Raw genomic sequence first — 22,681 nt, forward strand, 5'->3', positions numbered from 1 at the left:
AGCGCTTCGGCATGACGCATTTCGTCAATCCGAAGGAGATCGACGGCGATGTCGTGCCCTACCTCGTCAACATGACCAAGCGTGGCGCCGACCAGATCGGCGGCGCCGACTACACATTCGACTGCACCGGCAGCACCAAGGTCATGCGTCAGGCGCTCGAAGCCTCGCATCGCGGCTGGGGCAAGTCGGTGGTCATCGGCGTGGCCGGCGCCGGCCAGGAGATCTCGACGCGGCCGTTCCAGCTGGTCACCGGCCGCACCTGGATGGGCACCGCCTTCGGCGGCGCGCGCGGCCGCACCGATGTGCCGAAGATCGTCGACTGGTACATGGACGGCAAGATCCAGATCGACCCTATGATCACCCACACGCTCAAGCTCGAGGACATCAACAAGGGTTTCGATCTCATGCATGCCGGGGAGAGCATTCGCAGCGTCGTGGTTTACTGACCGGCTCACACGACACGCTCGCGTCGAAGGCTCTGTGTTCCCAAAATACCGTGCCTCCCCGACATCGGGCGTTAGGCCGGCGGCGCGACTGACATTCCGGATGTCCGCGCCGCCGGTCGGTTCGACCCCACCTGATCCGCCCGGGTTGCCGCGATCAATGTCGATGCCGTAGACACCGGCCCATTGGTGTTTGAAATCCGTGGAGAGGGAATATGCCGGAACCCATGAAGACCATCTCCCAGGCAAAATCCCATGGCGGAGTGCAGGGCATCTATTCGCACCTGTCGACGAGTTGCTGCTGCGACATGACGTTTGCCGTTTTCGTGCCTCCACAGGCCCGGGAAACGCCTTGCCCCGTGGTGTGGTATTTGTCGGGACTGACCTGCACCCATCAAAATGTCATGGACAAAGGCGAATACAGGCGCATGGCCGCCGAACTTGGCCTGATCGTCGTCTGTCCAGACACCAGTCCGCGCGGCGCCGACATCCCTGATGAAAAGGACAATTGGCAGTTTGGCGGCGGCGCCGGCTTTTATCTTGATGCAACGCAGGAGCCTTATGCGAAGAACTACCGGATGTATTCCTACCTCGTCGAGGAACTATCCACGCTGATCGCCGCTAATTTTCCGGCAGACATGTCGCGCCAAGCCATAACGGGCCATTCGATGGGCGGACACGGCGCGCTGACGATTGCTTTGAAAAACCCGCAGCGGTTCAGGAGTTGCTCGGCATTTGCGCCGATCGTGCAGCCAAGCGCTGCCGGCTGGTCAAGGCCGGCTTTCGAAAAATATCTCGGCACGGATGAGGCCTCGTGGCGGGCCTACGACGCTACTTCGCTTGTTGAAGACGGGCGCCGCTTCCCGGAATTTCTCATCGATCAGGGAACATCGGACGGGTTCCTGAATGACGGGCTGAGACCCTGGCTATTAGAGGCGGTCTGCGCCAAAGCCGGCATTCCGCTGACGTTGCGCATGCAGGACGGATACGACCATTCGTATTTCTTCATTTCGACATTCATGGACGACCATTTGAGATGGCATGCGGAACGGCTTGCATAGGTCGAGGTCCGAGCGATGCAATCGGATTAATCCTCGTCCAAGCGAGGACCGCGTTACTCTTTCTTGTCTCTACCGGGGCGAGGAACACGATGGCGCCGCATTGAAATTGTTGAACAATTTCAACCGGAAGCGCTACCAACGCGTATAAATTTTTAGCCATTTCAATGGTTTAACTGGATTTTGGTAGCGGGAGAGGGACTTGAACCCCCGACCCCAGGATTATGATTCCCGTGCTCTAACCAACTGAGCTACCCCGCCAGGGCGGCGAAAGGCCCGAAATCCGCCTCAAATCGAAAGGCATGTCGGGGGCGTTCGCCAAGGTCGCGCGGATATAAGGTTGGGAAGGTGAGCCTGTCAAGCTTCGAAGCAACCGGCTTGCCGGCTTATCGTCATTATCGAAAAGCTTTGCCGCGGCGACATTTGGTTGTCGCCGCCGGGGTTGAGTTCGAAGGGGCACGTCGCTATGTCTCGGCCACGAGTTTTTAGAGTTTGAAACAGATGAAGCCGCGCATAGCAGTCCTCGGTTGCGGATACTGGGGCAGCAACCACATCCGCACTCTCAAGGCGCTCGGCGCGCTGCACGCGGTCTCCGATACCAACCGGGCCCGCGCGGAAGGCTTTGCCAGCGAGCAGGACTGCCTGGCGATCGAGCCGGACCAGCTGTTCGTCCGTGACGATATCGACGCCATCGTCATGGCGCTGCCGCCGCAATTCCATGCCGACCTTGCGGTACGTGCCGTCGAGAGCGGCAAGGACGTGCTGGTGGAAAAGCCGATCGCGCTGACGGTGGCGGATGCCGAGCGTGCGGTGCAGGCGGCCAAGGACAATGGCCGCGTCTTCATGGTTGGCCATGTCCTGCGGTTCCACCCCGCCTTCGAGACGCTGAAGGGGCTGATCGACAAGGGCGAACTCGGGGAGGTCCGCTACATCCACTCTCACCGGCTCGGCCTCGGCAAGTTCCACACAGAGAACGACGCGCTGTGGGACCTGGCGCCGCACGATCTGTCGATGATCCTGGCGATCACCGGCACAGAGCCGATCGAGGTGCGCGGCGAGGGGGCCGCCCTGCTCGACAATCTCAGCGACTTCGCGCATCTGCACATGCGCTTCCCCAACGGCCTGCGCAGCCATCTCTTCACCTCGCGTCTCAATCCCTATCGCGAGCGGCGGCTGACCGTGGTCGGCACCAAGGCAATGGCGGTGTTCGACGACGTCGAGCCATGGGAACGCAAGCTGGCCGTCTACCGCCACGCGGTGTGGCAGGACAGCGGCCAATGGGCCTTCACCACCAATGAGCCGTCCTATGTCGCGGTTGCCCAGGGCATGCCGCTGACGCGCGAGCTGGAGCATTTCATCCAGTGCATCGAGACGCGTGCCGAACCGCGTACCAGCGGCGAGGAAGCGATCCGGGTGCTGCGCATCCTGACCGCCGGCACGGTCACCCACACCAAGTCGAATTCCTGAAGCGCGGATTATTCGGCAGGAAACTTATTCGGCAAGAATCTTATTCCGCGGGAATCTTATTCCGCGGGAATCTGGGCCGGCCGGGCGGCAAGCCGGGTCAGCATGGCCTCGGCCTCGGCGCCACGCTCCGATCGCTCGATGAAGCCGCCGCCGAACACGCGGGCTTCGTTGCCGTCATCGGAGTAGAGCACGCAGGCCTGGCCCGGCGCGATGCCGGACTCGCCGTCGACCAGTTCCACCCATGTGGCACCGGCACGATGATGCAGCACGGCCGGGCGCGGCGGCCGCGTCGAGCGGACCTTGGCGAACAGTTCCAGGCCGCCGGCAGGGACGTCTGTGAGCGGTCCGTCGCCCAGCCAGTTCATATTGCGCAGATAGATCTTGTGCGTCTCCAGCGCCTCGCGCGGGCCAACCACGACGCGAGCCCGGTCGGCATCGAGATGGACGACGTAAAGCGGTTCGCCCGAAGCGATGCCGATGCCACGGCGCTGGCCGATCGTGTAGCGCAGGATGCCCTCATGGCGGCCGAGCACGCGGCCGTCGATGTGGACGATGTCGCCCGGATTGGCCGCAGTTGGCTTCAGCTTGGCGATGATGTCGGAATACTTGCCCTGCGGCACGAAGCAGATGTCCTGGCTGTCCTGCTTGGCGGCAACCGCCAGCCCCATCTCCTCGGCGATGGCGCGAACCTGAGGCTTCGACAGGCCGCCGAGGGGAAAGCGCAGATAATCGATCTGCGCCTGCGTGGTGGCGAACAGGAAGTAGCTCTGGTCACGGTCGGCGTCGACCGGACGGTAGAGCGCGCGCTGGGCGCCATTGGCGCCGGAACGGATGTAGTGGCCGGTGGCCAGCGCGTCGGCGCCGAGCTCCTTGGCGGTGGCCAGGAGGTCGGCGAACTTCACCGTCTGGTTGCAGGAAACGCACGGGATCGGCGTCTCGCCGGCGACGTAGCTTTCGGCGAAGGGATCGATGACCGCCTTGCGGAAGCGTTCCTCGTAGTCGAGCACATAATGGGGGATGCCGAGCGTCTCGGAGACACGGCGGGCATCGTCGATGTCCTGCCCCGCGCAGCATGAGCCGGCCCGGTGCGTCGCCGCGCCGTGGTCGTAGAGCTGCAAGGTGACGCCGACGACGTCGTAGCCCTCGCGTTTCAGCAGGCCGGCGACGACCGATGAATCGACACCGCCGGACATGGCGACGACGATGCGGGTGTTTTCGGGACGTCCGGGGAGATCGAGACTGTTCATGATGCTTTCGTTCTGCGCGGCGCCTCAATGCCAATGTCGAGAATATAGGTCAAGCTTTACCGGCGCGCCAGCGTGCAGGGCGATTCACCGTTTGTGGCCGATCTTCGCCAAGGGATGCATTTTCCCCCGGCAAATCAGGGTTTGCGGGCAGATGTTTCAAATGCCGGCGAAAAGACTAACGCGGCGTTCATGATCCTTACCTAGTCATTAGGGTCTGCTTAGGCAATTTTTAAAGCTGTGGCGGTAACGTGGCGGGGATTGGGTCTTTGAGTTTTTTGTAGAGAGTACGATGACCGATCTGGTTAGACCGAGAGTCAAATATGTTATCGGGCCTGACGGCAGCCCTCTTACGATTGCCGATCTGCCGCCGACCAATACACGTCGCTGGGTTATCCGGCGTAAGGCGGAAGTGGTTGCGGCCGTGCGCGGCGGGCTTTTGAGCCTGGACGAGGCATGCCAACGCTACAAGCTCACCACCGAGGAATTCCTGTCCTGGCAGGCGTCGATCGACGAATACGGCCTTGCCGGGCTGCGCACGACACGCATCCAGCAATACCGGCACTGACCATTGCGAATTTAGACGAAGGGCGCGGCTAACTCCGCGCCCTTCTGTTTTTCACGGTCACCGTTCCGCTCAGAGCGACAGCACAACCTTGCCGATCGGCTTGGTGGCAAGGAAGGCGTGAGCGGCCCCCGCCTGGTCCAGTGGGAAGCTCTTCGCCACATGGACGGTGATCTTGTTGGCATCGATCAACCGAGCCAGTTCCAGCAGGCCCTCCCTGTCGGGCACGACCGACATACGCTCGACCCGAATATCGCGCGCACTGGCCTGCGCCCTGGTGTCGTCGCTGACATCGAGCAGTGACACCAGCACGCCGCCACGCTTGAGCACCTTCAGCGAGCGTTGGGCGTGGTCGCCGCCCATTGGATCCAGCACCAGATCGATGTCGCGAACATGTTCGGTGAAATCGCCCTTGGTGTAGTCGATGACCTCGTCGGCGCCGAGGTTGCGGACGAAATCGAGCTTGCCCGGGCTGGCCGTGGCGACGACGTGGGCGCCGCGCGCCTTGGCGATCTGCACCGCCAGATGACCGACGCCGCCGGCTCCCGCATGCACCAATACGCGCTGCCCCGATTTCAGCCCGCCGTGGCGAACAAGCCCTTGCCAGGCGGTGAGGCCGGCCAGCGGCAAGGCGCCTGCCTCGAGGTGGCCCGCGCCCTTCGGCTTCAGTGTGATTTGATCGGCAGGTACGGCAACCAACTCGGCATAGGCGGCGGCCTGCTTGGGAAAGCGCGGCATCCCGAACACCTCGTCGCCGATCTTGAAGCCGGTGACGCCGGCGCCGAGTGCTTTGACAGTTCCCGAGATATCCCAACCCAGGATGAAGGGCGGCTCGCCGAGCAAGGGGTAGTAGCCGGCACGGACGGCGCCATCGACCGGATTGATGCCCGCGGCCTTGACACCGACCAGCACTTCGCCGGCCTCTGGCGTGGGATCGGGCTGATCGGCGATGACAAGGACGTCGGGTCCGCCGACGGAATTCTGGATAGCGGCACGCATTGAGATGTCTCCTGCTCGGTTGATGCCACTATCATTTGGATAGTAATAGCCCCTTGTCCAGTATGTACCTTCCTGATACATACGCACCTCATGGATAGTGAAGATGATTGCGGTTTCGGCTATGACGCGTTCCGGCGAACGTGTCCTTCGCACACAGTGCTGGAGATGCTGGCCAGCAAATGGGTCTATCTGGTGGTTTGCGCGCTGCGCAAAGGCCGGCTGCGCAATGGCGAGCTTGCCCGGAAGCTTGACGGCATCACGCCGAAGATGCTGACGCAGACGCTGCGCGTGCTCGAGCGCGACGGATTGGTACGGCGCGAGATCTTTCCGGTCATTCCGCCGCGCGTCGAATATGAATTGACCGAGCTCGGTCAGAACCTGGCGGGACTGCTTACCCAGATCAGGTCATGGGCGGAGCAGCATGCGCCGGATATCAAGGATGCCCGTGCAAAGGCAATTGCCGAGAATGAAGGGGATTGGGCCGCGTAGGGCGGTTTTCATTCTTCTGGGCGTATTCCCGCCGGGCCGCAAGCCGCGACAATGCGCCAGTCCGATGGCGAGCGTTGACGTCGCCAAGGGCAGGGTTTTAGCCGATCATGGCGCTGCGGCCACCGACTTCGGCTTCGCGGATCTTCGTGTCGCGCGATTCCAGCATTTCCGCTTTGGAAAGCTCCGCTTCAGCTTCGCCGAGTAATGATTCGGCGGCGCTTCGCTGCTGGGCGAGGTCGCTTTGGGAATTCCTGAGATTGTCGCGGCGCAGGCGAGCCGCCTTGGCGAAGGTCGGATAGGCGAAATGGTTGATGTCGGTGATGCCGGCCTTCTTTTCCTCGGCGGTAATCTGAAGCTCCAGCTCGACGGCCATGCGTTCGAACTCGGCGATCATCATGTCGAGCTGCAGCAGCTGCCGCCGCTTCTCATTCACCTGAAACTGTTTCAGCCGAACGAGGTTTTCACGTGACTTCATGATTCGGTACTCCCGGAAACGCACACCCGCACTTATCGTCCAAACCACCTGGAAACGCCCAGGCCGCACCCGTGTCCACCGGCTTTCCCCCAACTATGGGAAACAAAACCCTAAAGTTTTTTGCCGGCGGTAACCATTCGTTTACGGGCATTGTTAATCATACGGGTCAGGACTTAAGGCCGGGTAAAAATTCCGGCCACCGATGCGGAAGCGACGTCGATGAGTCCCTGGAGTCGCTTAGTCCAGGTTGTTAATGTGTTGCATTAGGAATTTGGTTCTGAGATTCGTTATTAGATTCAAGAGGGTGTAGAAAGAGGTTAAAAAATCTGGTACCGTCATGGACGGGAAATTAGGATTTGTTAACCATTCAATGGCAGCCTCTGCACAAGGCAACCACTGCTCCGGGTCCGGACGGGTCGTGAAATGGTCCGGCAGCAGAAAAGGGGAATAAAATGCGTGTTCTGCTGATAGAAGATGACAGTGCAACCGCACAAAGCATCGAACTGATGCTGAAATCAGAAAGTTTCAACGTCTACACGACCGATCTCGGTGAAGAGGGCGTCGATCTAGGCAAGCTCTACGACTACGATATCATTCTTCTCGACCTCAACCTGCCTGACATGTCAGGCTACGAGGTCTTGAGAACGCTTCGCCTTTCCAAGGTCAAAACACCTATTCTCATCCTCTCCGGCATGGCCGGCATCGAGGACAAGGTGCGCGGCCTCGGCTTCGGCGCAGACGACTACATGACCAAGCCATTCCACAAGGACGAGCTGGTTGCCCGCATTCATGCCATCGTGCGGCGTTCCAAGGGCCACGCCCAGTCGGTCATCACCACCGGCGACCTGGTGGTCAACCTCGATGCCAAGACAGTCGAAGTGGGCGGCCAGCGCGTGCACCTGACCGGCAAGGAATACCAGATGCTGGAGTTGCTCTCGCTACGCAAGGGCACCACGTTGACCAAGGAAATGTTCCTCAACCACCTCTATGGCGGCATGGACGAGCCTGAGCTGAAAATCATCGACGTCTTCATCTGCAAGCTGCGCAAAAAGCTCGACGCGGCATCGGGCGGTCAGAACTACATCGAAACGGTCTGGGGTCGCGGCTATGTGCTGCGCGAACCGGAAGACATTCGCGTCAGCGCCTGAGCGACGAATCGTTCGAATCTTTTCAATAAAAAACCCGGCTTCGGCCGGGTTTTTGCATGATGGGCTGGTAACGGTCTGCTTTTGGGCTTCCGAGCAGAAGACCGTCACGCACTTTTTCTGGAGTTGCTCAAGGATGCCGAATCAGGTGCGCTCTTCAAGGTGCGAAAGCGCTCGAGCAACTGCGGGCGGTTGAACGGCTTCAAGAGATAGCCCTGGGCGCCGGCTCGCTTGGCCCGCATGATCGAAGCAATATCGAGCTCGACCAGGGAAATCAGGATCTGCGGCCTTATCGGGCTCTCCATGGCGCGGACGCGACGGATGAGATCGACCGCCGGTACGTCGGGCAAGGCGCCATCGACGACGATGATGTCGGGCATGTCGGCGGCGCACATCTCCAGCGCGTCAAGTCCGCTGGCGGCCTCGATGACAATCATTTCGGAGCCGCCCAGGATGCGTTTTGCAACCTTCCTGATAACGCTTGAATCGTCGACGAACATGCAGCGTTTCATTTCCGGGTCCTCTTTGCCTTCTGGCAGTCCGGTAGCGTCGGGGGCATCCAGGACGCACCATAGGCCAATCTGGTAAAGAAGCCGAAAAGGCGTTAGGTAAAATTTTTACAAAGATGGGCAGGTGCCTACTTTTATTCACGAATGCTTTGGCGCCGCCTGAACGACCAGACGCATCTCAAGTCGATGAGCTGGAATTACAGCTTTAAATGAAAAAATACTTCGCTTTATCGGCTGCGCATCAGGCCGCCGAAAGCACGATTTCTTCCGGCGTCGCGTGGATCGATATCGTCATGCCGGCCTCGCGCGCCAGAAGCAGCGTGTAATAGGGCTGCACGGAATGCGCGTCGATCGGCTCCTCCGGCTTGTGGCCGGAATGCAGTTCGAGGAATTTCGGCGGCACCCGCAGCATCGGGCCAGCCGACGCAAGCGCGAAACGCGGTTCGGTCTCAAGGTTTTCCAGCGTCACGGAAAGCTTGCCGCCGCGCGGAATGGCGGCATTGGCGACGAGGATCAGGTTGAGCAGCAGCTTGACCTTGTTCTTGGGCAGCAACGCGCGGGGCCCGTTCCAGGTCAGTTCCGGCTTTTCGTTCTTGAGGAAGGCGATGGCGACCGCTTCGGCATCGCCGGTATCGATCAACATACCGGCCGAACCGGCGGCACCGAAGGCGATGCGGGCGAACTGAAGGCGGGCCGAAGCGTTGCGGGCGCTCTGACGGATCAGCTTCATGGCGTCCTCATCGGCGCCGCCTTCATCAAGCAATTCGAGCCCGTTGTTGATCGCGCCGACCGGCGAGATGATATCGTGGCAGACCCGGCTGCACAAAAGCGCTGCCAGATCGGGTGCGGAAAGGGTGAACAGATCGGCCATCGGCGAAAAATCCCTGCAAAATCTCACAACTCATGGCCGGGCGATCGATCGTCGCCTGCCACACGAATCACGCACTCTCTCCTCAGGCTTTCTGAATACACAGCGCCCGTGCGTGCAGCAACAAATCCAAATTGTGGTTGTGGCAAATGGCGTGTTCACGCAGGCTGCCGACCCCAATTGAGCGACCCCAAACAGCCTTCGAACCGCCATGTTCATGTGGGAGCTTAATGGTTGAAAAAGGATTACGGCATAATTTGCCCCTAACAGTTACCCTTAACGGCCGGCTAAAAGAGCCGTACGGGGTGCGAGGCGTCGGCGAAGGTGCTCCCTGACGGAGATTGGAAGCATGTTTTCCCGATACTACGACCGGAGCTTTCTCCGTGTCTTCTCAATGGCGGTCACGCTCCTGGGCGTTCTCGTCTTCTCGACTTCAGCCCTGCGGGCCCAGGAATACACCGCTCAGGAGATTGTCGATTCCGGTCACAAATTTTTTGGCGCCACATCGGGCGGACTCGCCACGGTGATCGAGAAGATTTTTGCCTCCTACGGCCTGCCCAACGGCTATCTGCTGGGCGAAGAGGGTTCTGGTGCGCTGATCGGTGGCCTGACCTATGGCGAAGGCACGCTCTACACCAAGAATGCCGGCGACCACAAAGTGTTCTGGCAAGGCCCGTCGCTCGGCTGGGATTTCGGCGGCGAGGGGTCGCGGGTGATGATGCTGGTCTACAATCTCGATGATGTGGGCAGCCTCTACAACCGCTATGGCGGCGTTGCCGGTTCAGCCTATGTGGTGGCGGGCGTCGGCTTCAACGTGCTGAAGAACAACAATGTTCTCCTGGTGCCGATCCGCACCGGCGTCGGTGCTCGGCTCGGCGTCAATCTCGGCTATCTGAAGCTTACCGAGCGGGCCACGTGGAATCCGTTCTAGGCTGAAGTCCTTGGCTGTCGTTGTCCAAAACCGGGACCGCTTTTGGGTCGACATGCATTAAACTCGTACCGTTGCGGCAAACCCTTGCCGCAACGCTGGATTTCCGCCATGTCAACGTGGCACAGTCAAAGCGATCTATGCGCTTTTGATGCTTGCCGGCCACAACGGGTAGTCACTTGGTCCAGTCGGTCCTGTTCTTCGTCCTCGGCTTTCTCTGCGCTGGCTTTCTGGCGCTCATGGTGGCTCCGGCCATATGGCGTCGTGCGGTCGCGCTTACACGCAAACGCATCGAATCCTCGATCCCTCTGACGCAGACCGAGATCCAGGCGGACAAGGATCGCATCCGCGCCGAATACGCCATGGCGACGCGCCGCCTGGAAATCAGCGTCAAGGCGTTGCGTGAGAAGGCGGCCGAACAACTGGTCGAGATCAATCGCGGTCGCGAGGCCATGAAGGGCCTGGCGGTCGAGCGGACGGACAAGAACCAGGCGCTGACCGAGCTGGGCGCGAAGAACGAAGCGCTGCGTCAGCGAGAGGGCGAGTTGCAGCAGCTTTCGGAGCGTCTGAAGGAAACCGAACGCAAGCTGGAAAAGCGCGCCCTTGAGCTGGAAAAGCTGGAGCGCATGTATGACGACGCCAGTTTTTCCTCGAGCAGCCGGCAGATCGAGCTCGTGGCGCGAGAGTCCGAAATGCAGAAACTCGCCAGCGACATTGCGATGCTGCGCGGCCAGCGCAAGGAAGCCGACAGGCGCGGCCAGGAAATCGCGGCCGAAAGCAAGGCCGCGCGGGACGCCCTGAAAGCCGAGAAGAAAAAGACCGCCGAGCTCGACAAGAAGGTCGAACGGCTGCTGGCCACACTTGCCGATCGAGAAGACAAACTCGACCGCCGCGAAAAGGAACTGGCACGCATGCGCGAAAGATCGAAATCCGAGGACAGCGCGCCAGCCTTGCGGCTGGTCGGCAAGGGCGGCGATGTCGCGAGGAGCGATGATTTCGACAAGGCAATCGCCAAGCTCGATAGCGACCGTGAGCAGCTCGAGGCGAGGCTGACGGCGCTGGCGCGCGAGAACAAACGGCTGAAGGCGGATCTCACCGCACTAGCCGCCTCCAAGGCCACTGACAGCAGCTCCGCCTTGCGCGAGCAGATGAACGAGCTGGCGGCGGAGGTCGTCCATCTGACGGCCAAGCTCGAGGGGCCTGGTTCGCCGATCGCCATGGCATTGGCGGTACCGTCGGACGCACGCTCCGGCAACGGTGACCGCAGTCTTGCCGACCGCGTGCGCGCGCTGCAGAAGGCTGACGCGACAAGCTGAAGTCAGGCTTCCTTAGAGCATTTCACCGTTTCACGGAAACGGCGAAATGCCCTAACTCTTTGCTTTGACGCAATTCTGGACGGAAAACCGCTTCACACTTTTCCTAGAATTGCTCTAGCCGAAAAATGATGCAGCGCGATGGCTGAAGCCGCGGCGACATTCAGGCTGTCGAAGCCTTCCGCCATGGTGATCCGCACGTCGTGCAGGCTTGCGAGCAGGTCGTCCGGCAAGCCTTCGCCCTCGGTGCCGAGATAGAGCGCCAGGCGCTCGCTGCGCTGCGCATCGCGGATGTCGGTCTTCCCGCGTGGCGAGAGCGCGAATTGTTCGAAGCCACGTCGGGCGAGCGTCGTTGTGAAGCCGGCGGTATCGGTGAACGATGCGAACGGGATCTTGAGCGCGGCGCCGACCGAAACGCGGATCGCCTTGCGATAGAGCGGGTCGCAGCACGTCGCATCCAGCAAAACCGCGTCAGCGCCAAAGGCGGCGGCGTTGCGGAAGATCGAGCCCACATTGTCATGATTGGCGATGCCGACGAGCACCACGACCAGCGCACGAGGCGGCAAGCCATCGAGCAGGGCTTCAGCCGGCTGCGGCGCTCCCTTGCGGCCCATGGCCAGGATGCCGCGATGCATGTGAAATCCGGCGATTGCGTCCATCACCGCGCTGGTGGCCACATAGACCGGGAGGTCGGCGGGCGCCTTGCTCAGGATCTTGTCGAGACCCGCCAGCCGGTTTTCCAGGACGAGGGCCGATTCGGCGGCAAAGCGTCCAGTTGTGAGCAGCAGGTCGAGCACCACCTTGCCTTCGGCGACGAAGCGGCCTTGCCGGCCGGCGAGGTCACGCTCGCGAATGTCGAGATAGGCAGCGACGCGCGGATCTTGCGGGTCGTCGATGCGAATGGGATCCATGCATTCCTCGCGACCGTCGCATCGGCCCCGAAAATCCGGACCGCTTCCCGGCGCTCACCTTGATTGGAAAGCACGGTGCGACACTTCGGGACAATCAGCCAGCTTTTGCGCCCCAAATGGGCGCATGTCGCTCTGAATCGCCGGCGAGATCGGCGGCTGTGTGGTCAGGTTCCAGCACGGCGCAAGCGGTGCGCCATCTGGGACAGGTCATCCTTGCCGCTGCCGAAAATGCCGTCCAGCATGACAAGCAGTTCTCGCACGGCGTCGGATTTGCAGGAGTAGTAAATCATCTGGCGGTCGCGGCGGGTGTCGACAAGGTCGAGCGCCCGCAACTTGGCGAGATGCTGGGACAGGGCGGATTGGCTGAGCATCACCTTCTCGGCTATGGCTCCCACCGACATTTCACCTTCGGCGAGGTAGCTCATGATCAACAGTCGCTTCTCATTGCCCATCAGCATGAGAAACTCTGCCGCCGATTCGGCGTTCACGATTAGCTTTGTCGAGACCATCGATCCCCCATGCTTCCTGTTCATCCCGACGCCATGGGGGCAATGGCGTCTGATTCCATAAATTCACTTATCGATCGGCGCTGGCGATTCAGCGTCACTAAAAGGTAGAGCATTTCACCTAAATCTCAAGTGTTGCTTTTGATCCAGCATAATTAAGTCTCAGTCCCGGCGTCGACAATGGCTCGGCCCGCCCTCGCCATATCGACCAGAACGTGCCGCAATTCACCTGCTGCGCCCAGAGGTTGCGGGTAAAAGACCCGGCAAGCATCGTCGCCCGACACCAGATCCATGCCATCGGCATCGAATCCGGCAATACGCCAGCCGTTGCCGGATACTTTGGCGAAATGCTGTGCGTAAACGGCGATCGCGTCGAGATGGTCGGCGTTCATGTGGTCGATGGCCGATTGTTCGCGCGCCGCGAGTTCCTCGACGACCGGTCCGCTGGCGAGCAGATCCGATCGGTCGAGCTGATAGGCCTTGCCGAAGCCGCCGTTGAGGCTGGCGCGTTGCGGATCGAGGCGAAAGATCGAAAAGTCACCGAGACCGGCGTAAAGTTTCGCCCTGGCATTGTGATTGAGGTAACGGCGCTCGGTGCGGGCGTGTTCGGCCAATCCGCGCTCGATCCTTACCGCCTGGCAGACCAGTGTCAGGCGCGGGTGCGCCAGCGGGTCGCCCTTGCCTGGTTCGCCGAGCAACAGGGAACAGCGCGGGTCGGCAAGCAGCGCGCCGGTGTGCGCCGAAAGCATCGACACCAGGATCAGCGGTGCGCCATCGATGTCGGTGGCCACGCCAACCCTGCTGGCCAGCGGCGAGCCGGTTTGCGGTTCGATCACCGCCAGGGCGCCAAAGCGGGCGCTGCGCAGAAGCGTCTTCGCCAGCCGGATCGCTTCGGCGTCCGTCTCACGGATCACGTCCTTCTTCGGCTCGTCCAAGGCAGCACCGCAGTAAGTTGATCTTTGTTCTCTAGTTATCGGTCAGCAAGCCGGATTTGACAAGGTCGTCGATCTCGGCTTTCGCAAAGCCGAAACGTGCCAGCATTGTCGACGGCAACAGATCCTCATCGCCTGGCATAGTGGCCAATGTCGGTTGGGAGCTCGAGAAGCGCGGCGCGGGGGCCGGGCGTTCAAATGCACCTGCCGTCACAGAGGCATTGCGTGCCCGATTGTGCGGGTGGTGCTTCGCCTCTTGCAGCGACAGAACGGGTGCAACGCAGGCATCGGTTTGCGCGAACAACCGGTCCCAGTCGTCGCGTGGTTTCTGCCGGATCCGATCGGCAATGGCGGCGCGCATCGGCGGCCACAGGGCCTTGTCGTACTGGCCGGATGCAAAGCGCTCGTCGAGCGGCAGCAGCCTGGCGAATTCGGCGAAGAATTGCGGCTCGAGACAGCCGATGGCGATATGGCGTCCGTCCGACGTCTCATAGGTGTCGTAGAACGGGGCGCCGGAATCGAGCAGGTTCGCGCCGCGCTTGTCGCTCCACAAGCCGGCCGCCATCAAGGCGTGCAGGGGCACCGCCAGCATCGAGGCGCCATCGACCATCGCTGCGTCGATGACTTCACCCTTGCCTGTGCGCGAACGTTGGAAAAGGGCGGCCAGCACGCCGGCAATCAGCATCATGGCGCCACCGCCACAGTCTGCAACGAGGTTGAGCGGCGGGACGGGACGGCCGCCGGCATGGCCGATGGCGTGCAGCACGCCGCTATAGGCGAGGTAGGTTATGTCATGGCCGGCGCGGCCGGCGAGCGGACCGCCCTGGCCGAAGCCGGTCATACGGCCGTAGATCAGCGCCGGGTTACGCGCCAGCACCGTTTCCGGGCCGAGGCCGAGCCGCTCCATGACGCCCGGGCGAAAGCCTTCGAGCAACATGTCCGCCTTTTCGGCAAGGCGCAGCAACAGATCGGTGCCTTCACGGCGCTTCAGGTCGAGGCGCAGCACGGCGCGGCCATGGCGGTCGATGTTATACTCATCCGGCAGCGGCAGGAGCTGGCTCGTCCCCGCCCGTTCGATGCGCAACAGTTGCGCGCCCATCTCCGACAGCATCAGGCCGGCCAGCGGCACGGCGCCGAGCCCGGTCATCTCGATCACCTTCAGCCCGGTCAGCGGACCGGTTTTAGCGGCAGCGGACAGGCCGGCGCTCATGACCGGTTTATTTCGGCGCCATGCGAATGGCGCCGTCGAGGCGAATGGTCTCGCCGTTCAGCATCTGGTTCTCGATGATGTGCAGGGCGAGAGCGGCATATTCGGACGGTTCGCCCAGGCGCGACGGGAACGGCACGGCGGCGCCCAGTGAATCCTGCACCTCTTGCGGCATGCCGGCCATCATCGGCGTCTTGAAGATGCCGGGAGCGATGGTGCAGACGCGGATGCCGGAACGGGCAAGGTCGCGCGCCACCGGCAGCGTCATGCCGACGACGCCGCCCTTGGACGCCGCATAGGCGGCCTGGCCGATCTGGCCATCATAGGCGGCAACCGAAGCGGTGTTGACAATGACGCCGCGCTCGCCGCCCGGCAGCGGCTCGAGCTTCGACGCGCGTTCGGCGACGAGGCGGATCATGTTGAACGTGCCGATCAGATTGACCTCGATCACCTTGCGGTACTGATCAAGGGGATGGGGACCATCCTTGCCGATCGTCTTCACGCCGATGGCGATGCCGGCGCAATTGATCAGGATACGCGGCTCGCCAAGCTTGGCGGCGACGTCGGCGAGGGCAGCAGTCCCACTGTCGGCGCTGCTGACGTCGCATTGGACGGCAATACCGCCGATCTCGGCCGCGACCTTGACCGCGCGGTCAATACCGACATCGAAGATGGCGACGCGGGCTCCCTTGGTGGCCAGCGCGCGCGCCGTTGCCTCGCCAAGGCCGGAGCCGCCGCCGGTGACGATCGCGATCTGGCCGTTCGGGTTCATGACGTCATCCTTTGATCTCAGGAACAGTGGACGGATCAGGCGCCAGATCGATGGGAAAGGTCAAGCCATCGCCGCGGTAGGATCGGTCACCCTGGCCTGATCGGCGTGGCAGACCTCGCCCAAGAGCCTGGCGACCGCGCCCGGCGCGATCTCGTGCGACAGCAGCCGGTCGAGGTCGACGGGGCGCGGCATCGAAATCTGGCCGCGCGGAATCCGCTTGAAACCGAGCGGCCCGTAATAGGGCTCGTCACCGACCAGCATGACGGCAGGTGCGCCGGCCCGGGCAGCGGCCTCGAGCGCGATCGCCACCAGCCGGCGGCCGATGCCGAGATTCTTGAAGGCCGGCCGCACGGCGAGCGGCCCGAGCATCAATGCGCGGCCGGCACCGGCGGCGATGCGGGTCATGCGCACCGAGGCGACGACGATGTCGTCATTGACGGCGACAAAGGACAGCGAGCGCTCGTGCCCTCCGGCCTCACGAATCTTGTAGGCGGCCAGCACAAAGCGGCCGGGCCCGAAGGCTTCGTCGTTGATGGCTTCGATCTCGGGGTCGTGCGCCGGGGTTTCCGGCAGGTATTTCACGTCGGCAAGGCTCATGGTCTTTGCGGTCCGGTACAAGGAGGAAAGGTTGCTGCAAACGGCAGCATTCGCCAGTCAGCGCTTCATCAAGCGCGGGCGCCCTTTCGTCGTCGGTCAAACCGGATCAAAGCAAAGTCGGACATGCGGATTGTCCGCTAGCATCAATTTCCCGCCGCTGCAATCGGCCGTTTCTGTCCGTCATTTCTGCCAAGTGACGGTCTGTTCAGCACCTGACGTCTTCGACAGGGCAGCCTTGCGCCTACATCAACCAACAGGACGCAAGGAGATTCGCATGGGATTGCTGGTCGAAGGAAGATGGCAGGACCGGCGGTACGATACGGCGGACAATGGTGGCAGGTTCGTGCGGGCGCAGTCGCAATGGCGCGACTGGATCACCGTTGACGGGGCGCCCGCCGAAGGCCGGACGCGCGGTTTCAAGGCCGAGCCCGGCCGCTATCACCTCTATGTCTCGCTTGCCTGTCCGTGGGCCCACCGGACGTTGATCTTTCGCGCGCTGAAGAAGCTGGAGGGCATCATATCGGTGTCCGTGGTGCATCATTTCATGGGCGCCAACGGCTGGACGTTCGTAGCTGAGGACGGCGCCACGGGCGACACGCTCTACGGCCTCGACTTCCTGCACCAGATCTATGCCAAGGCCGATCCCGCCTATTCGGGCAGGGTGACTGTGCCGGTGCTGTGGGACAAAAAGGAGCAGACCATCGTCTCCAACGAGTCTTCCGAAATCATCCGCATGCTGAATTCAGCCTTCGATGAATGGGGCGACGCCAGCTTCGATTTCTATCCGAAGGCGTTGCGCGGCGAGATCGACCGCATCAATGCGCTGGTCTATCCCGCCATCAATAACGGCGTCTATCGCGCCGGCTTTGCCACCACGCAACGCGCCTATGAAGAGGCTTTCGGCGAGCTGTTCTCGGCGCTGGATACGTTGGAGGAGCGGCTGGCAAAACAGCGCTATCTCGTCGGTGGTCGTATCACCGAGGCCGACTGGCGGCTGTTCACCACGCTGGTGCGCTTCGATCCGGTTTATGTCGGCCATTTCAAATGCAATCTGCGCCGCATCGCCGACTACCCGAACCTGTCCAACTATCTGCGCGATCTCTATCAGGTCCCTGGCGTGGCCGGGACGGTGAACATGCATCACATCAAGGCGCATTATTACGGCAGCCACCAGACGATCAATCCCACGCGGATCGTGCCTGTCGGACCGGATCTCGATTATGGCGCACGGCACGACCGGGCGCGCTTCGAGAAAGCGGCGGCCTGATCTACCAGTAGGGCGAGGGCTGCTCGCCGTCAAAAACCTCGGCGATCCGGCGCAGCGTCGCCGGCGTCGTGCCCTGCGGCAAGCGGTCGAGCGGGAAGAAGCCGGCTTCGGCGATCTCGTGGTCCGGCAGCTTCGGCGCCGTCTGGCTGAAATGCTCGAGCAGATAAAAGCCGACATGGTCGCGGTGGCTGGAGCGGCGGTTGAAATGCATCGATTTGAGCACCGGCGGGGCGGTCAGAGCGATGTTGCCTTCCTCGGCCAGTTCACGGGCCAGCGCCTCGTTCATCGTCTCGCCGACTTCGACGCCGCCGCCGGGAAGCTGCCAGCCCGGTACATAGGTATGGCGAATAAGGAAGACGGATCTGGACGCTGTGTCGTGGATCAGGCCGCGCACGCCAAGCGTCATCGGCCTCCGCAGCACGAAATAGAGATGGAACAGCCTGGCCCTCAACCCTGGCCAGCCGGTCTGGCGGAAGGCATCTTCAGGGCTCGTCATTGATAGCGAAACCGTGGGTGGAAAGCCGCGCGCGGGTCGCCTATGAAGGTTGTATGTTCAGGCTCGCGCATATTTCCGATGTCCATCTGGGGCCGCTCCCCGATGTATCCTATCGCGATCTCGCCTCCAAGCGCGTGCTCGGCTATGTCAACTGGCAGCGCAACCGCCGCCGCCATATGCATGATGCGGTCATTGACACGATCGTCGCCGACATCAAGGCGAACACGCCTGATCACCTCGCCGTCACCGGCGACCTGGTCAATCTGGCGCTCGACGGCGAGATCGAGATGGCCAGGCACTGGCTGGAGACGCTGGGGCCGCCGCATGATGTTTCGGTCGTTCCGGGCAATCACGACGCCTATGTGCCGGGCGCCTTCGACAAGGTCTGCCGGTCCTGGGCGGCGTGGATGAGCGGCGACGGCGTCAACACGCCGGTCGACCGCAACGCCTTCCCCTATCTGCGTGTACGCGGCAATGTCGCGCTGATCGGCGTCTCGACGGCGCGCGCCACGGCACCCTTCATGGCCAATGGGTTTTTCATGGAAGGCCAGGGGGATAGGCTCGGCAAAATCCTCCAGGACACTGCCGGACAGGGGCTGTTCCGCGTCATCATGATCCATCATCCGCCGGTGCGCGGCGCGGTCCCGCAGCACAAGCGGCTGTTCGGCATCGCCCGCTTCAACAAGATCATTCGCCGCCATGGCGCCGACCTTGTGCTGCACGGCCATTCGCATCTGCCGTCGCTGTTCTTCATCGGCGGTCGAGGCGTCAGGATCCCGGCGGTCGGTGTCGCTGCCGCCGGCCAGGCGCCGGGTGGCAAGCACCCGGCGGCGCAGTATAATCTGTTCGACATTGACGGTGAAAAGGGAAACTGGCGGATCCGGCTGACACGGCGCGGCCTGACCGGGCCGTCCATACCGCCATCCGATCTGCAGACGGTGGAGCTTGGCGCCGAGGCCGCTATGGCCGCCAATTGATAACCATGGCCACGATGCGGTCCCAGAACAGGACGACCGACACCACAAGGCCGACCAGTGCGCCGGCAGCGACCAGGCCAAGCCCGGACAGAAGGGCCGACCAGCGTTTGCCGCGCTCCGTCGCGCGCAGCGGCGGTTCGGCTTCTGGCACATACGCACGTTTCAGGCCGGCGACGGCGGGTTCGACGCCGCCTTCCAGCATCCTCTGACGCTCGACGATGCGCTCGGCGACATAGCGCGTCACGGAATCGGCAACCGATTTCATCTCAGTGGATTCGGCAAGCACCACCCGGCCGATGCGGGTGTCCTTGAGGAAGCGATAGGTGCGGCGGTCGCGCCCCATGGCGACATGGCTGATGGCGTCGATCCACAGGCGCGGCTGCAAGCCCGACGAGACGACAAAGTCGAAATTGTCCATGTCGGCCGGAACATCGGCAAAAACCGGCGCCAGCTCGGCGGCAAGCAGATCGAGACGCATGCGATGCGCCTCGCGCATGTCGACGACGACATCGTCGCGGTCGGCGAAGGCATTTTTGACATCACGGATGGCATCGGACAGTTTCTTCGACTGGTCGATGGTCTTCTCGCCTGCTTCCTTCATCGGCGTCTGCCTCGTGGGTTTGGTTAACACTGGGTTAACACAGCCGCCGGCAAAATGCACTGGCGAGATCGACGGCGTCGGGATGCTCAGGAGGGTCGTCGTGCGCGAAAAGGTCAGCTTGCTGCTGCGGCGAATTTCTGGCGGTGCGGCCTGGCGCGGCGGCTGGTGTTGCGGCGAATGATCTCGGCAACGAGGTCGGGTGCTTCCTCGGCCAGCATGTGGCCCGCCTCCAGCACGTGGTGCACGTGAAAATGCGCCGGCAGGTCATCCGCCTGGGTAAAGGGCAGCACCGCATCGCTGGTTCCCCATGCCACCATTACCGGCATGTTCAGCCGATCGAGGCGATCGTGCGGGATGACGCCTTGCCGATCGTCCACGGTCATGGCGGCCGCGATCCCGACCAGCTTTTCGAGTTGGCCGGGTCGCCTGCGCATTTCCCAAAGGATGTCTACCGTATGTTCGAGCGGCAGGGCAGAAGGTCCCGACATCACGGAGAGGCAGGAGCGGATCTCGGACCGATCCGCGGCTTCGGCATAGCGGCGCAACAGCGGTCCATTGATTTCGGGGCCAAGGCCGCCCGGCGCCAGAAGCGTCAGCGAGGCTATCTTTTCGGGCTCGGCCAGCGCCATCAGCGCCGCCACGGCACCACCCATCGAGTGGCCCACGAGATGAACGCGCTTCAGGCGACGCTCCGAGAGGTCGGTCAGCACGGCCTTGGCCGCCACCCTGGCCGGACCGGCGGCGGGAAAGTCGAGCGACATCCCATGCCCAGGCAGATCATAGGCCAGCGTATGCGTGGAAGGCGTCAGAGCGGAAATCACCTCGCGCCATACATCGTGGCAGCCGCCGAAACCGTGCAGCAGGACGATGGCCTTCGAGCCAACACCCTCTTCGGCGGCAAAAAGTGATGCGGTCATGAAAGCTGATTTTTTGTTATTGCAGAATGCGCGACACCAATCGTGGCTGAATTGCTCCTAGTCCGACATGATGACCAGTAAAATTTTCGCGATTTGTACGGTTGTGTACAGAACTTGGGGATCAACCGGCATTCGGCGATCGAGCGCAGTAAACCCATCGGGACATGGCGCAGCCAGTGCGCGGACGTCGATGGTGTCAGCTCGGGCTGCCGAGCCCGGCAACACGCAGTGCCTGAACCAGCCGGTCGGTCAGGTCGGCCGGATATTTCCGCTCGACGAAAGTCGCCCGCGGATCGGCGGCAAATTTGGGGAACTCGGTGGTCAACTGTTTCAGCAGCGTGCTCACCAGATGGTCCTGTCCGGCAGCCTTGGCGCCGATCAGCCGTGCCGCCAGATAGTGTGATTTCGTTGCCGTCGTTCTCAGTGCCATGCTGGCCGCGACTGCCTTGTTCGTGTCGCCGAGCATGAGCTCACCGACGAACAGCCCATAGTCCCACCATGTCGGGTGTCCGCTGAAGGTCTCCGCCGCATGATCGAGGATCGGCGTTCCCTCGGCGTATCGTCCGGCGAAGATCAGCCCGTAGCCGTAAGCGGCGGCCATGCCGAGATCGTAGGGGTTGAGTTCATAGGCCTTGCGCATCCAGCGGATTGATTCGTCCGTATTGCCGAGGCGCGAACTGACATAGCCGTAGGCGCGATGCGCATAAGGGCTGGTCGGACCCATCTGCACGCCGCGATGGGCAAACTCGACGGCTGTTTCAATCGTCGCGTTGGGCGGATAGGCGTAATGATCGGACACCGCCTCGAGATGCAGGGAAGCAAGTTCCGAATAGACGAGCGAGGACTTGGTTCCACCATTGGCCAGCTTCTCGAGGCAACGATAGGCCGCCTCATGGGTCCTGGCGTTCTGGTCGAGGTAATATTTGCCGTTGAGCAGCAGGCACTGCGTCAGACCGTTTGGCGTGCCGGTCTGCTCGATATAGTTGTAGATGGTGCCGGAGGCGGGGAGTGCCAAGCTCAGCATGTCGGCAATACGGTCTTCGACCGCCGCAGGTGCGCTGTCGGCAGGGGTGAGATTGCGCGATAGAAGCACCCGTCCGGACGCCATGCTTTGCAGTTCTATCGTGATATCGCCCGCGTCCGGTCCGGGCAGGATGTCGAATATGAAGCTCGCAGCGTCGTCGGCTGGATCGTTGACGGTGTCGCGACCGATGAAGTCGATCGTATCGAAGCCACTCAGGCCGGCGCGCAGCGATGCGGCGACACGGCTGGCGTCGGGGCCGTCAGCCTTGAGTCCGATATAGACTTGCGGCAGGGCGTCAGCCCTTGCCGACGATGTGATGCTTGCGGTTGCACCAGCGGTCTCCGGCGTTGCCGAGATGTCGCCGCCTGCCAGCAAGGCAGTGCTGCCCTGGCGAAGAATCAGTACGCCCAGCATGGCGATGACCAGCGCGATCGCCATCCAGAAAAAGCGGAGATGGCGCGCCACCGAGGGGGCAGGCGAAGTCGGTACGGAAGTCAGAGACATCGCCTCCGGCGTGCCCGTGCCGGCTTCGTTTGACCGATCGGCGGATGCGCCGTCCAGCCTGAGTTCGGGAACAGCCTCGGCAATATCCGGCAGGCGGATCGCATTCGATTCATAGGCAGGAACATAGCCGCCGCGCGGAATGGCGATGCGGACCGGTTCGGCAATTCCCTCATTGGCGAAATAGTGCTGCAGAAGCTCGCGCAGCCTGCCTGCCTGCACCCGCACCACGGCATCGGTGGACGGGTCGAAATCGCCGTCCTTGCCGAAAACATCCATGGCAATGGAAAAGCCCTTGAGCCTGTCGGCTTCGCCGGCCTGTTCACGTTCGACAAGATAACGTAGCAGCTTGCGCGCGCGTTCGGATCGGCCGAACGTTTGGCTGGCAAGCAGTCGCTCCAGTGTCTCGCGCACTGCGGGGGCGGCAGGCGTGGCATGCTGCAAGTGTCGATCCTCTCGAAGTCGGCACA

The 22,681-nt window shown here is 62.1% G+C and carries 25 protein-coding genes and 1 tRNA gene; 10 read left to right on the forward strand and 16 right to left on the reverse strand.

The features are described 5' to 3' along the window. The coding region (locus tag P3C39_RS00005; RefSeq protein ID WP_275952392.1) for a zinc-binding dehydrogenase at window positions 1-446 on the forward strand (446 nt) is incomplete at its 5' end. A 212-nt stretch (window positions 447-658) separates the two neighbouring features. Then, complete coding sequence (gene fghA / locus P3C39_RS00010) at window positions 659-1,504, forward strand: S-formylglutathione hydrolase (RefSeq protein WP_275952393.1); 846 nt, start codon at window positions 659-661, stop codon at window positions 1,502-1,504. A gap of 181 nt (window positions 1,505-1,685) precedes the next feature. Here fghA and P3C39_RS00015 read toward each other — a convergent pair. Next, window positions 1,686-1,762: transfer RNA gene (locus P3C39_RS00015), tRNA-Met, on the reverse strand. Window positions 1,763-2,002: 240 nt separating this feature from the next. Here P3C39_RS00015 and P3C39_RS00020 point away from each other — a divergent pair. Then, window positions 2,003-2,968, forward strand: coding sequence for a Gfo/Idh/MocA family oxidoreductase (locus P3C39_RS00020; protein ID WP_024504501.1), 966 nt, complete (start codon window positions 2,003-2,005; stop codon window positions 2,966-2,968). Between the two features lie 56 nt (window positions 2,969-3,024). On the opposite strand, the gene mnmA is transcribed toward P3C39_RS00020, so the two are convergent. Beyond that, window positions 3,025-4,215: a tRNA 2-thiouridine(34) synthase MnmA gene (mnmA, locus tag P3C39_RS00025; RefSeq protein ID WP_013529903.1), complete on the reverse strand. Its 1,191-nt coding sequence runs from the start codon at window positions 4,213-4,215 to the stop codon at window positions 3,025-3,027. A gap of 289 nt (window positions 4,216-4,504) precedes the next feature. On the opposite strand from mnmA, the gene P3C39_RS00030 reads away from it, so the two are divergent. Then, a complete protein-coding gene (locus P3C39_RS00030; RefSeq protein WP_013529904.1) occupies window positions 4,505-4,780 on the forward strand; it encodes a DUF1153 domain-containing protein in 276 nt (91 codons plus the stop codon). A gap of 69 nt (window positions 4,781-4,849) precedes the next feature. Here the strand turns inward: P3C39_RS00030 and P3C39_RS00035 are convergent, their stop codons facing one another. After that, window positions 4,850-5,776: an NADP-dependent oxidoreductase gene (locus P3C39_RS00035; RefSeq protein ID WP_275952395.1), complete on the reverse strand. Its 927-nt coding sequence runs from the start codon at window positions 5,774-5,776 to the stop codon at window positions 4,850-4,852. A gap of 90 nt (window positions 5,777-5,866) precedes the next feature. On the opposite strand from P3C39_RS00035, the gene P3C39_RS00040 reads away from it, so the two are divergent. Beyond that, window positions 5,867-6,265, forward strand: a complete 399-nt coding sequence (locus P3C39_RS00040) for a helix-turn-helix domain-containing protein (protein ID WP_127368630.1) — start codon at window positions 5,867-5,869, stop codon at window positions 6,263-6,265. A 97-nt stretch (window positions 6,266-6,362) separates the two neighbouring features. On the opposite strand, the gene P3C39_RS00045 is transcribed toward P3C39_RS00040, so the two are convergent. Then, window positions 6,363-6,740 (reverse strand): flagellar export protein FliJ, encoded by a 378-nt coding sequence (locus P3C39_RS00045; protein ID WP_013529907.1) that lies wholly within the window; start codon window positions 6,738-6,740, stop codon window positions 6,363-6,365. A 452-nt stretch (window positions 6,741-7,192) separates the two neighbouring features. On the opposite strand from P3C39_RS00045, the gene ctrA reads away from it, so the two are divergent. After that, window positions 7,193-7,888, forward strand: a complete 696-nt coding sequence (ctrA, locus tag P3C39_RS00050; RefSeq protein ID WP_006203583.1) for a cell cycle two-component system response regulator CtrA — start codon at window positions 7,193-7,195, stop codon at window positions 7,886-7,888. A gap of 104 nt (window positions 7,889-7,992) precedes the next feature. Here ctrA and P3C39_RS00055 read toward each other — a convergent pair whose 3' ends face one another. Both P3C39_RS00055 and P3C39_RS00060 read right to left on the reverse strand, forming a co-directional pair. Beyond that, a complete protein-coding gene (locus P3C39_RS00055; protein WP_024504503.1) occupies window positions 7,993-8,397 on the reverse strand; it encodes a response regulator in 405 nt (134 codons plus the stop codon). Between the two features lie 238 nt (window positions 8,398-8,635). Further along, entirely contained in the window at window positions 8,636-9,265 is a 630-nt protein-coding gene (locus tag P3C39_RS00060) for a histidine phosphotransferase family protein (RefSeq protein WP_024504504.1), read from the reverse strand. Between the two features lie 391 nt (window positions 9,266-9,656). On the opposite strand from P3C39_RS00060, the gene P3C39_RS00065 reads away from it, so the two are divergent. Together P3C39_RS00065 and P3C39_RS00070 are read left to right on the forward strand one after the other, a co-directional pair. Further along, window positions 9,657-10,193, forward strand: coding sequence for an EipA family protein (locus P3C39_RS00065; protein WP_224621527.1), 537 nt, complete (start codon window positions 9,657-9,659; stop codon window positions 10,191-10,193). Window positions 10,194-10,369: 176 nt separating this feature from the next. Continuing rightward, a complete protein-coding gene (locus P3C39_RS00070; protein WP_275952398.1) occupies window positions 10,370-11,506 on the forward strand; it encodes a hypothetical protein in 1,137 nt (378 codons plus the stop codon). A gap of 92 nt (window positions 11,507-11,598) precedes the next feature. Here the strand turns inward: P3C39_RS00070 and P3C39_RS00075 are convergent, their stop codons facing one another. The 6 genes from P3C39_RS00075 to P3C39_RS00100 form a co-directional block, all read right to left on the reverse strand. Further along, window positions 11,599-12,414: an RNA methyltransferase gene (locus P3C39_RS00075; RefSeq protein WP_027162203.1), complete on the reverse strand. Its 816-nt coding sequence runs from the start codon at window positions 12,412-12,414 to the stop codon at window positions 11,599-11,601. Window positions 12,415-12,578: 164 nt separating this feature from the next. Further along, window positions 12,579-12,923: a metalloregulator ArsR/SmtB family transcription factor gene (locus P3C39_RS00080; protein WP_013529913.1), complete on the reverse strand. Its 345-nt coding sequence runs from the start codon at window positions 12,921-12,923 to the stop codon at window positions 12,579-12,581. A gap of 152 nt (window positions 12,924-13,075) precedes the next feature. After that, a complete protein-coding gene (locus tag P3C39_RS00085; protein ID WP_275952399.1) occupies window positions 13,076-13,855 on the reverse strand; it encodes a HugZ family protein in 780 nt (259 codons plus the stop codon). Window positions 13,856-13,886: 31 nt separating this feature from the next. Next, entirely contained in the window at window positions 13,887-15,062 is a 1,176-nt protein-coding gene (locus tag P3C39_RS00090; protein WP_275952400.1) for a CaiB/BaiF CoA-transferase family protein, read from the reverse strand. Window positions 15,063-15,069: 7 nt separating this feature from the next. Continuing rightward, window positions 15,070-15,831: a 3-hydroxyacyl-CoA dehydrogenase gene (locus P3C39_RS00095; RefSeq protein ID WP_027162200.1), complete on the reverse strand. Its 762-nt coding sequence runs from the start codon at window positions 15,829-15,831 to the stop codon at window positions 15,070-15,072. A gap of 60 nt (window positions 15,832-15,891) precedes the next feature. Continuing rightward, on the reverse strand, window positions 15,892-16,428 hold the full coding sequence (locus P3C39_RS00100) for an N-acetyltransferase (RefSeq protein ID WP_275952402.1): 537 nt from the start codon (window positions 16,426-16,428) through the stop codon (window positions 15,892-15,894). Between the two features lie 274 nt (window positions 16,429-16,702). Here P3C39_RS00100 and P3C39_RS00105 point away from each other — a divergent pair, with 274 nt between their 5' ends. Beyond that, window positions 16,703-17,695, forward strand: coding sequence for a glutathione S-transferase family protein (locus P3C39_RS00105; RefSeq protein ID WP_275952403.1), 993 nt, complete (start codon window positions 16,703-16,705; stop codon window positions 17,693-17,695). Window position 17,696: 1 nt separating this feature from the next. Here P3C39_RS00105 and P3C39_RS00110 read toward each other — a convergent pair whose 3' ends face one another. After that, window positions 17,697-18,191, reverse strand: coding sequence for an NUDIX domain-containing protein (locus tag P3C39_RS00110; RefSeq protein WP_013529919.1), 495 nt, complete (start codon window positions 18,189-18,191; stop codon window positions 17,697-17,699). A 53-nt stretch (window positions 18,192-18,244) separates the two neighbouring features. Here P3C39_RS00110 and P3C39_RS00115 point away from each other — a divergent pair, with 53 nt between their 5' ends. Continuing rightward, window positions 18,245-19,168, forward strand: coding sequence for a metallophosphoesterase (locus tag P3C39_RS00115; RefSeq protein WP_013529920.1), 924 nt, complete (start codon window positions 18,245-18,247; stop codon window positions 19,166-19,168). Here P3C39_RS00115 and P3C39_RS00120 read toward each other — a convergent pair. From P3C39_RS00120 to P3C39_RS00130, 3 genes are all read right to left on the reverse strand, one after another. Next, on the reverse strand, window positions 19,152-19,769 hold the full coding sequence (locus tag P3C39_RS00120; protein ID WP_275952404.1) for a hypothetical protein: 618 nt from the start codon (window positions 19,767-19,769) through the stop codon (window positions 19,152-19,154). The two genes, P3C39_RS00115 and P3C39_RS00120, sit on opposite strands and share 17 nt — an antisense overlap. Before the next feature lie 113 nt (window positions 19,770-19,882). Beyond that, entirely contained in the window at window positions 19,883-20,686 is an 804-nt protein-coding gene (locus P3C39_RS00125; protein ID WP_027162195.1) for an alpha/beta fold hydrolase, read from the reverse strand. A gap of 196 nt (window positions 20,687-20,882) precedes the next feature. After that, window positions 20,883-22,655 (reverse strand): hypothetical protein, encoded by a 1,773-nt coding sequence (locus P3C39_RS00130; RefSeq protein ID WP_275952405.1) that lies wholly within the window; start codon window positions 22,653-22,655, stop codon window positions 20,883-20,885. Between the last annotated feature and the right edge of the window lie 26 nt (window positions 22,656-22,681).

The sequence above is a fragment of the Mesorhizobium sp. XAP4 genome (genome assembly GCF_029269325.1).
Classification (GTDB): Bacteria; Pseudomonadota; Alphaproteobacteria; order Rhizobiales; family Rhizobiaceae; genus Mesorhizobium; species Mesorhizobium ciceri.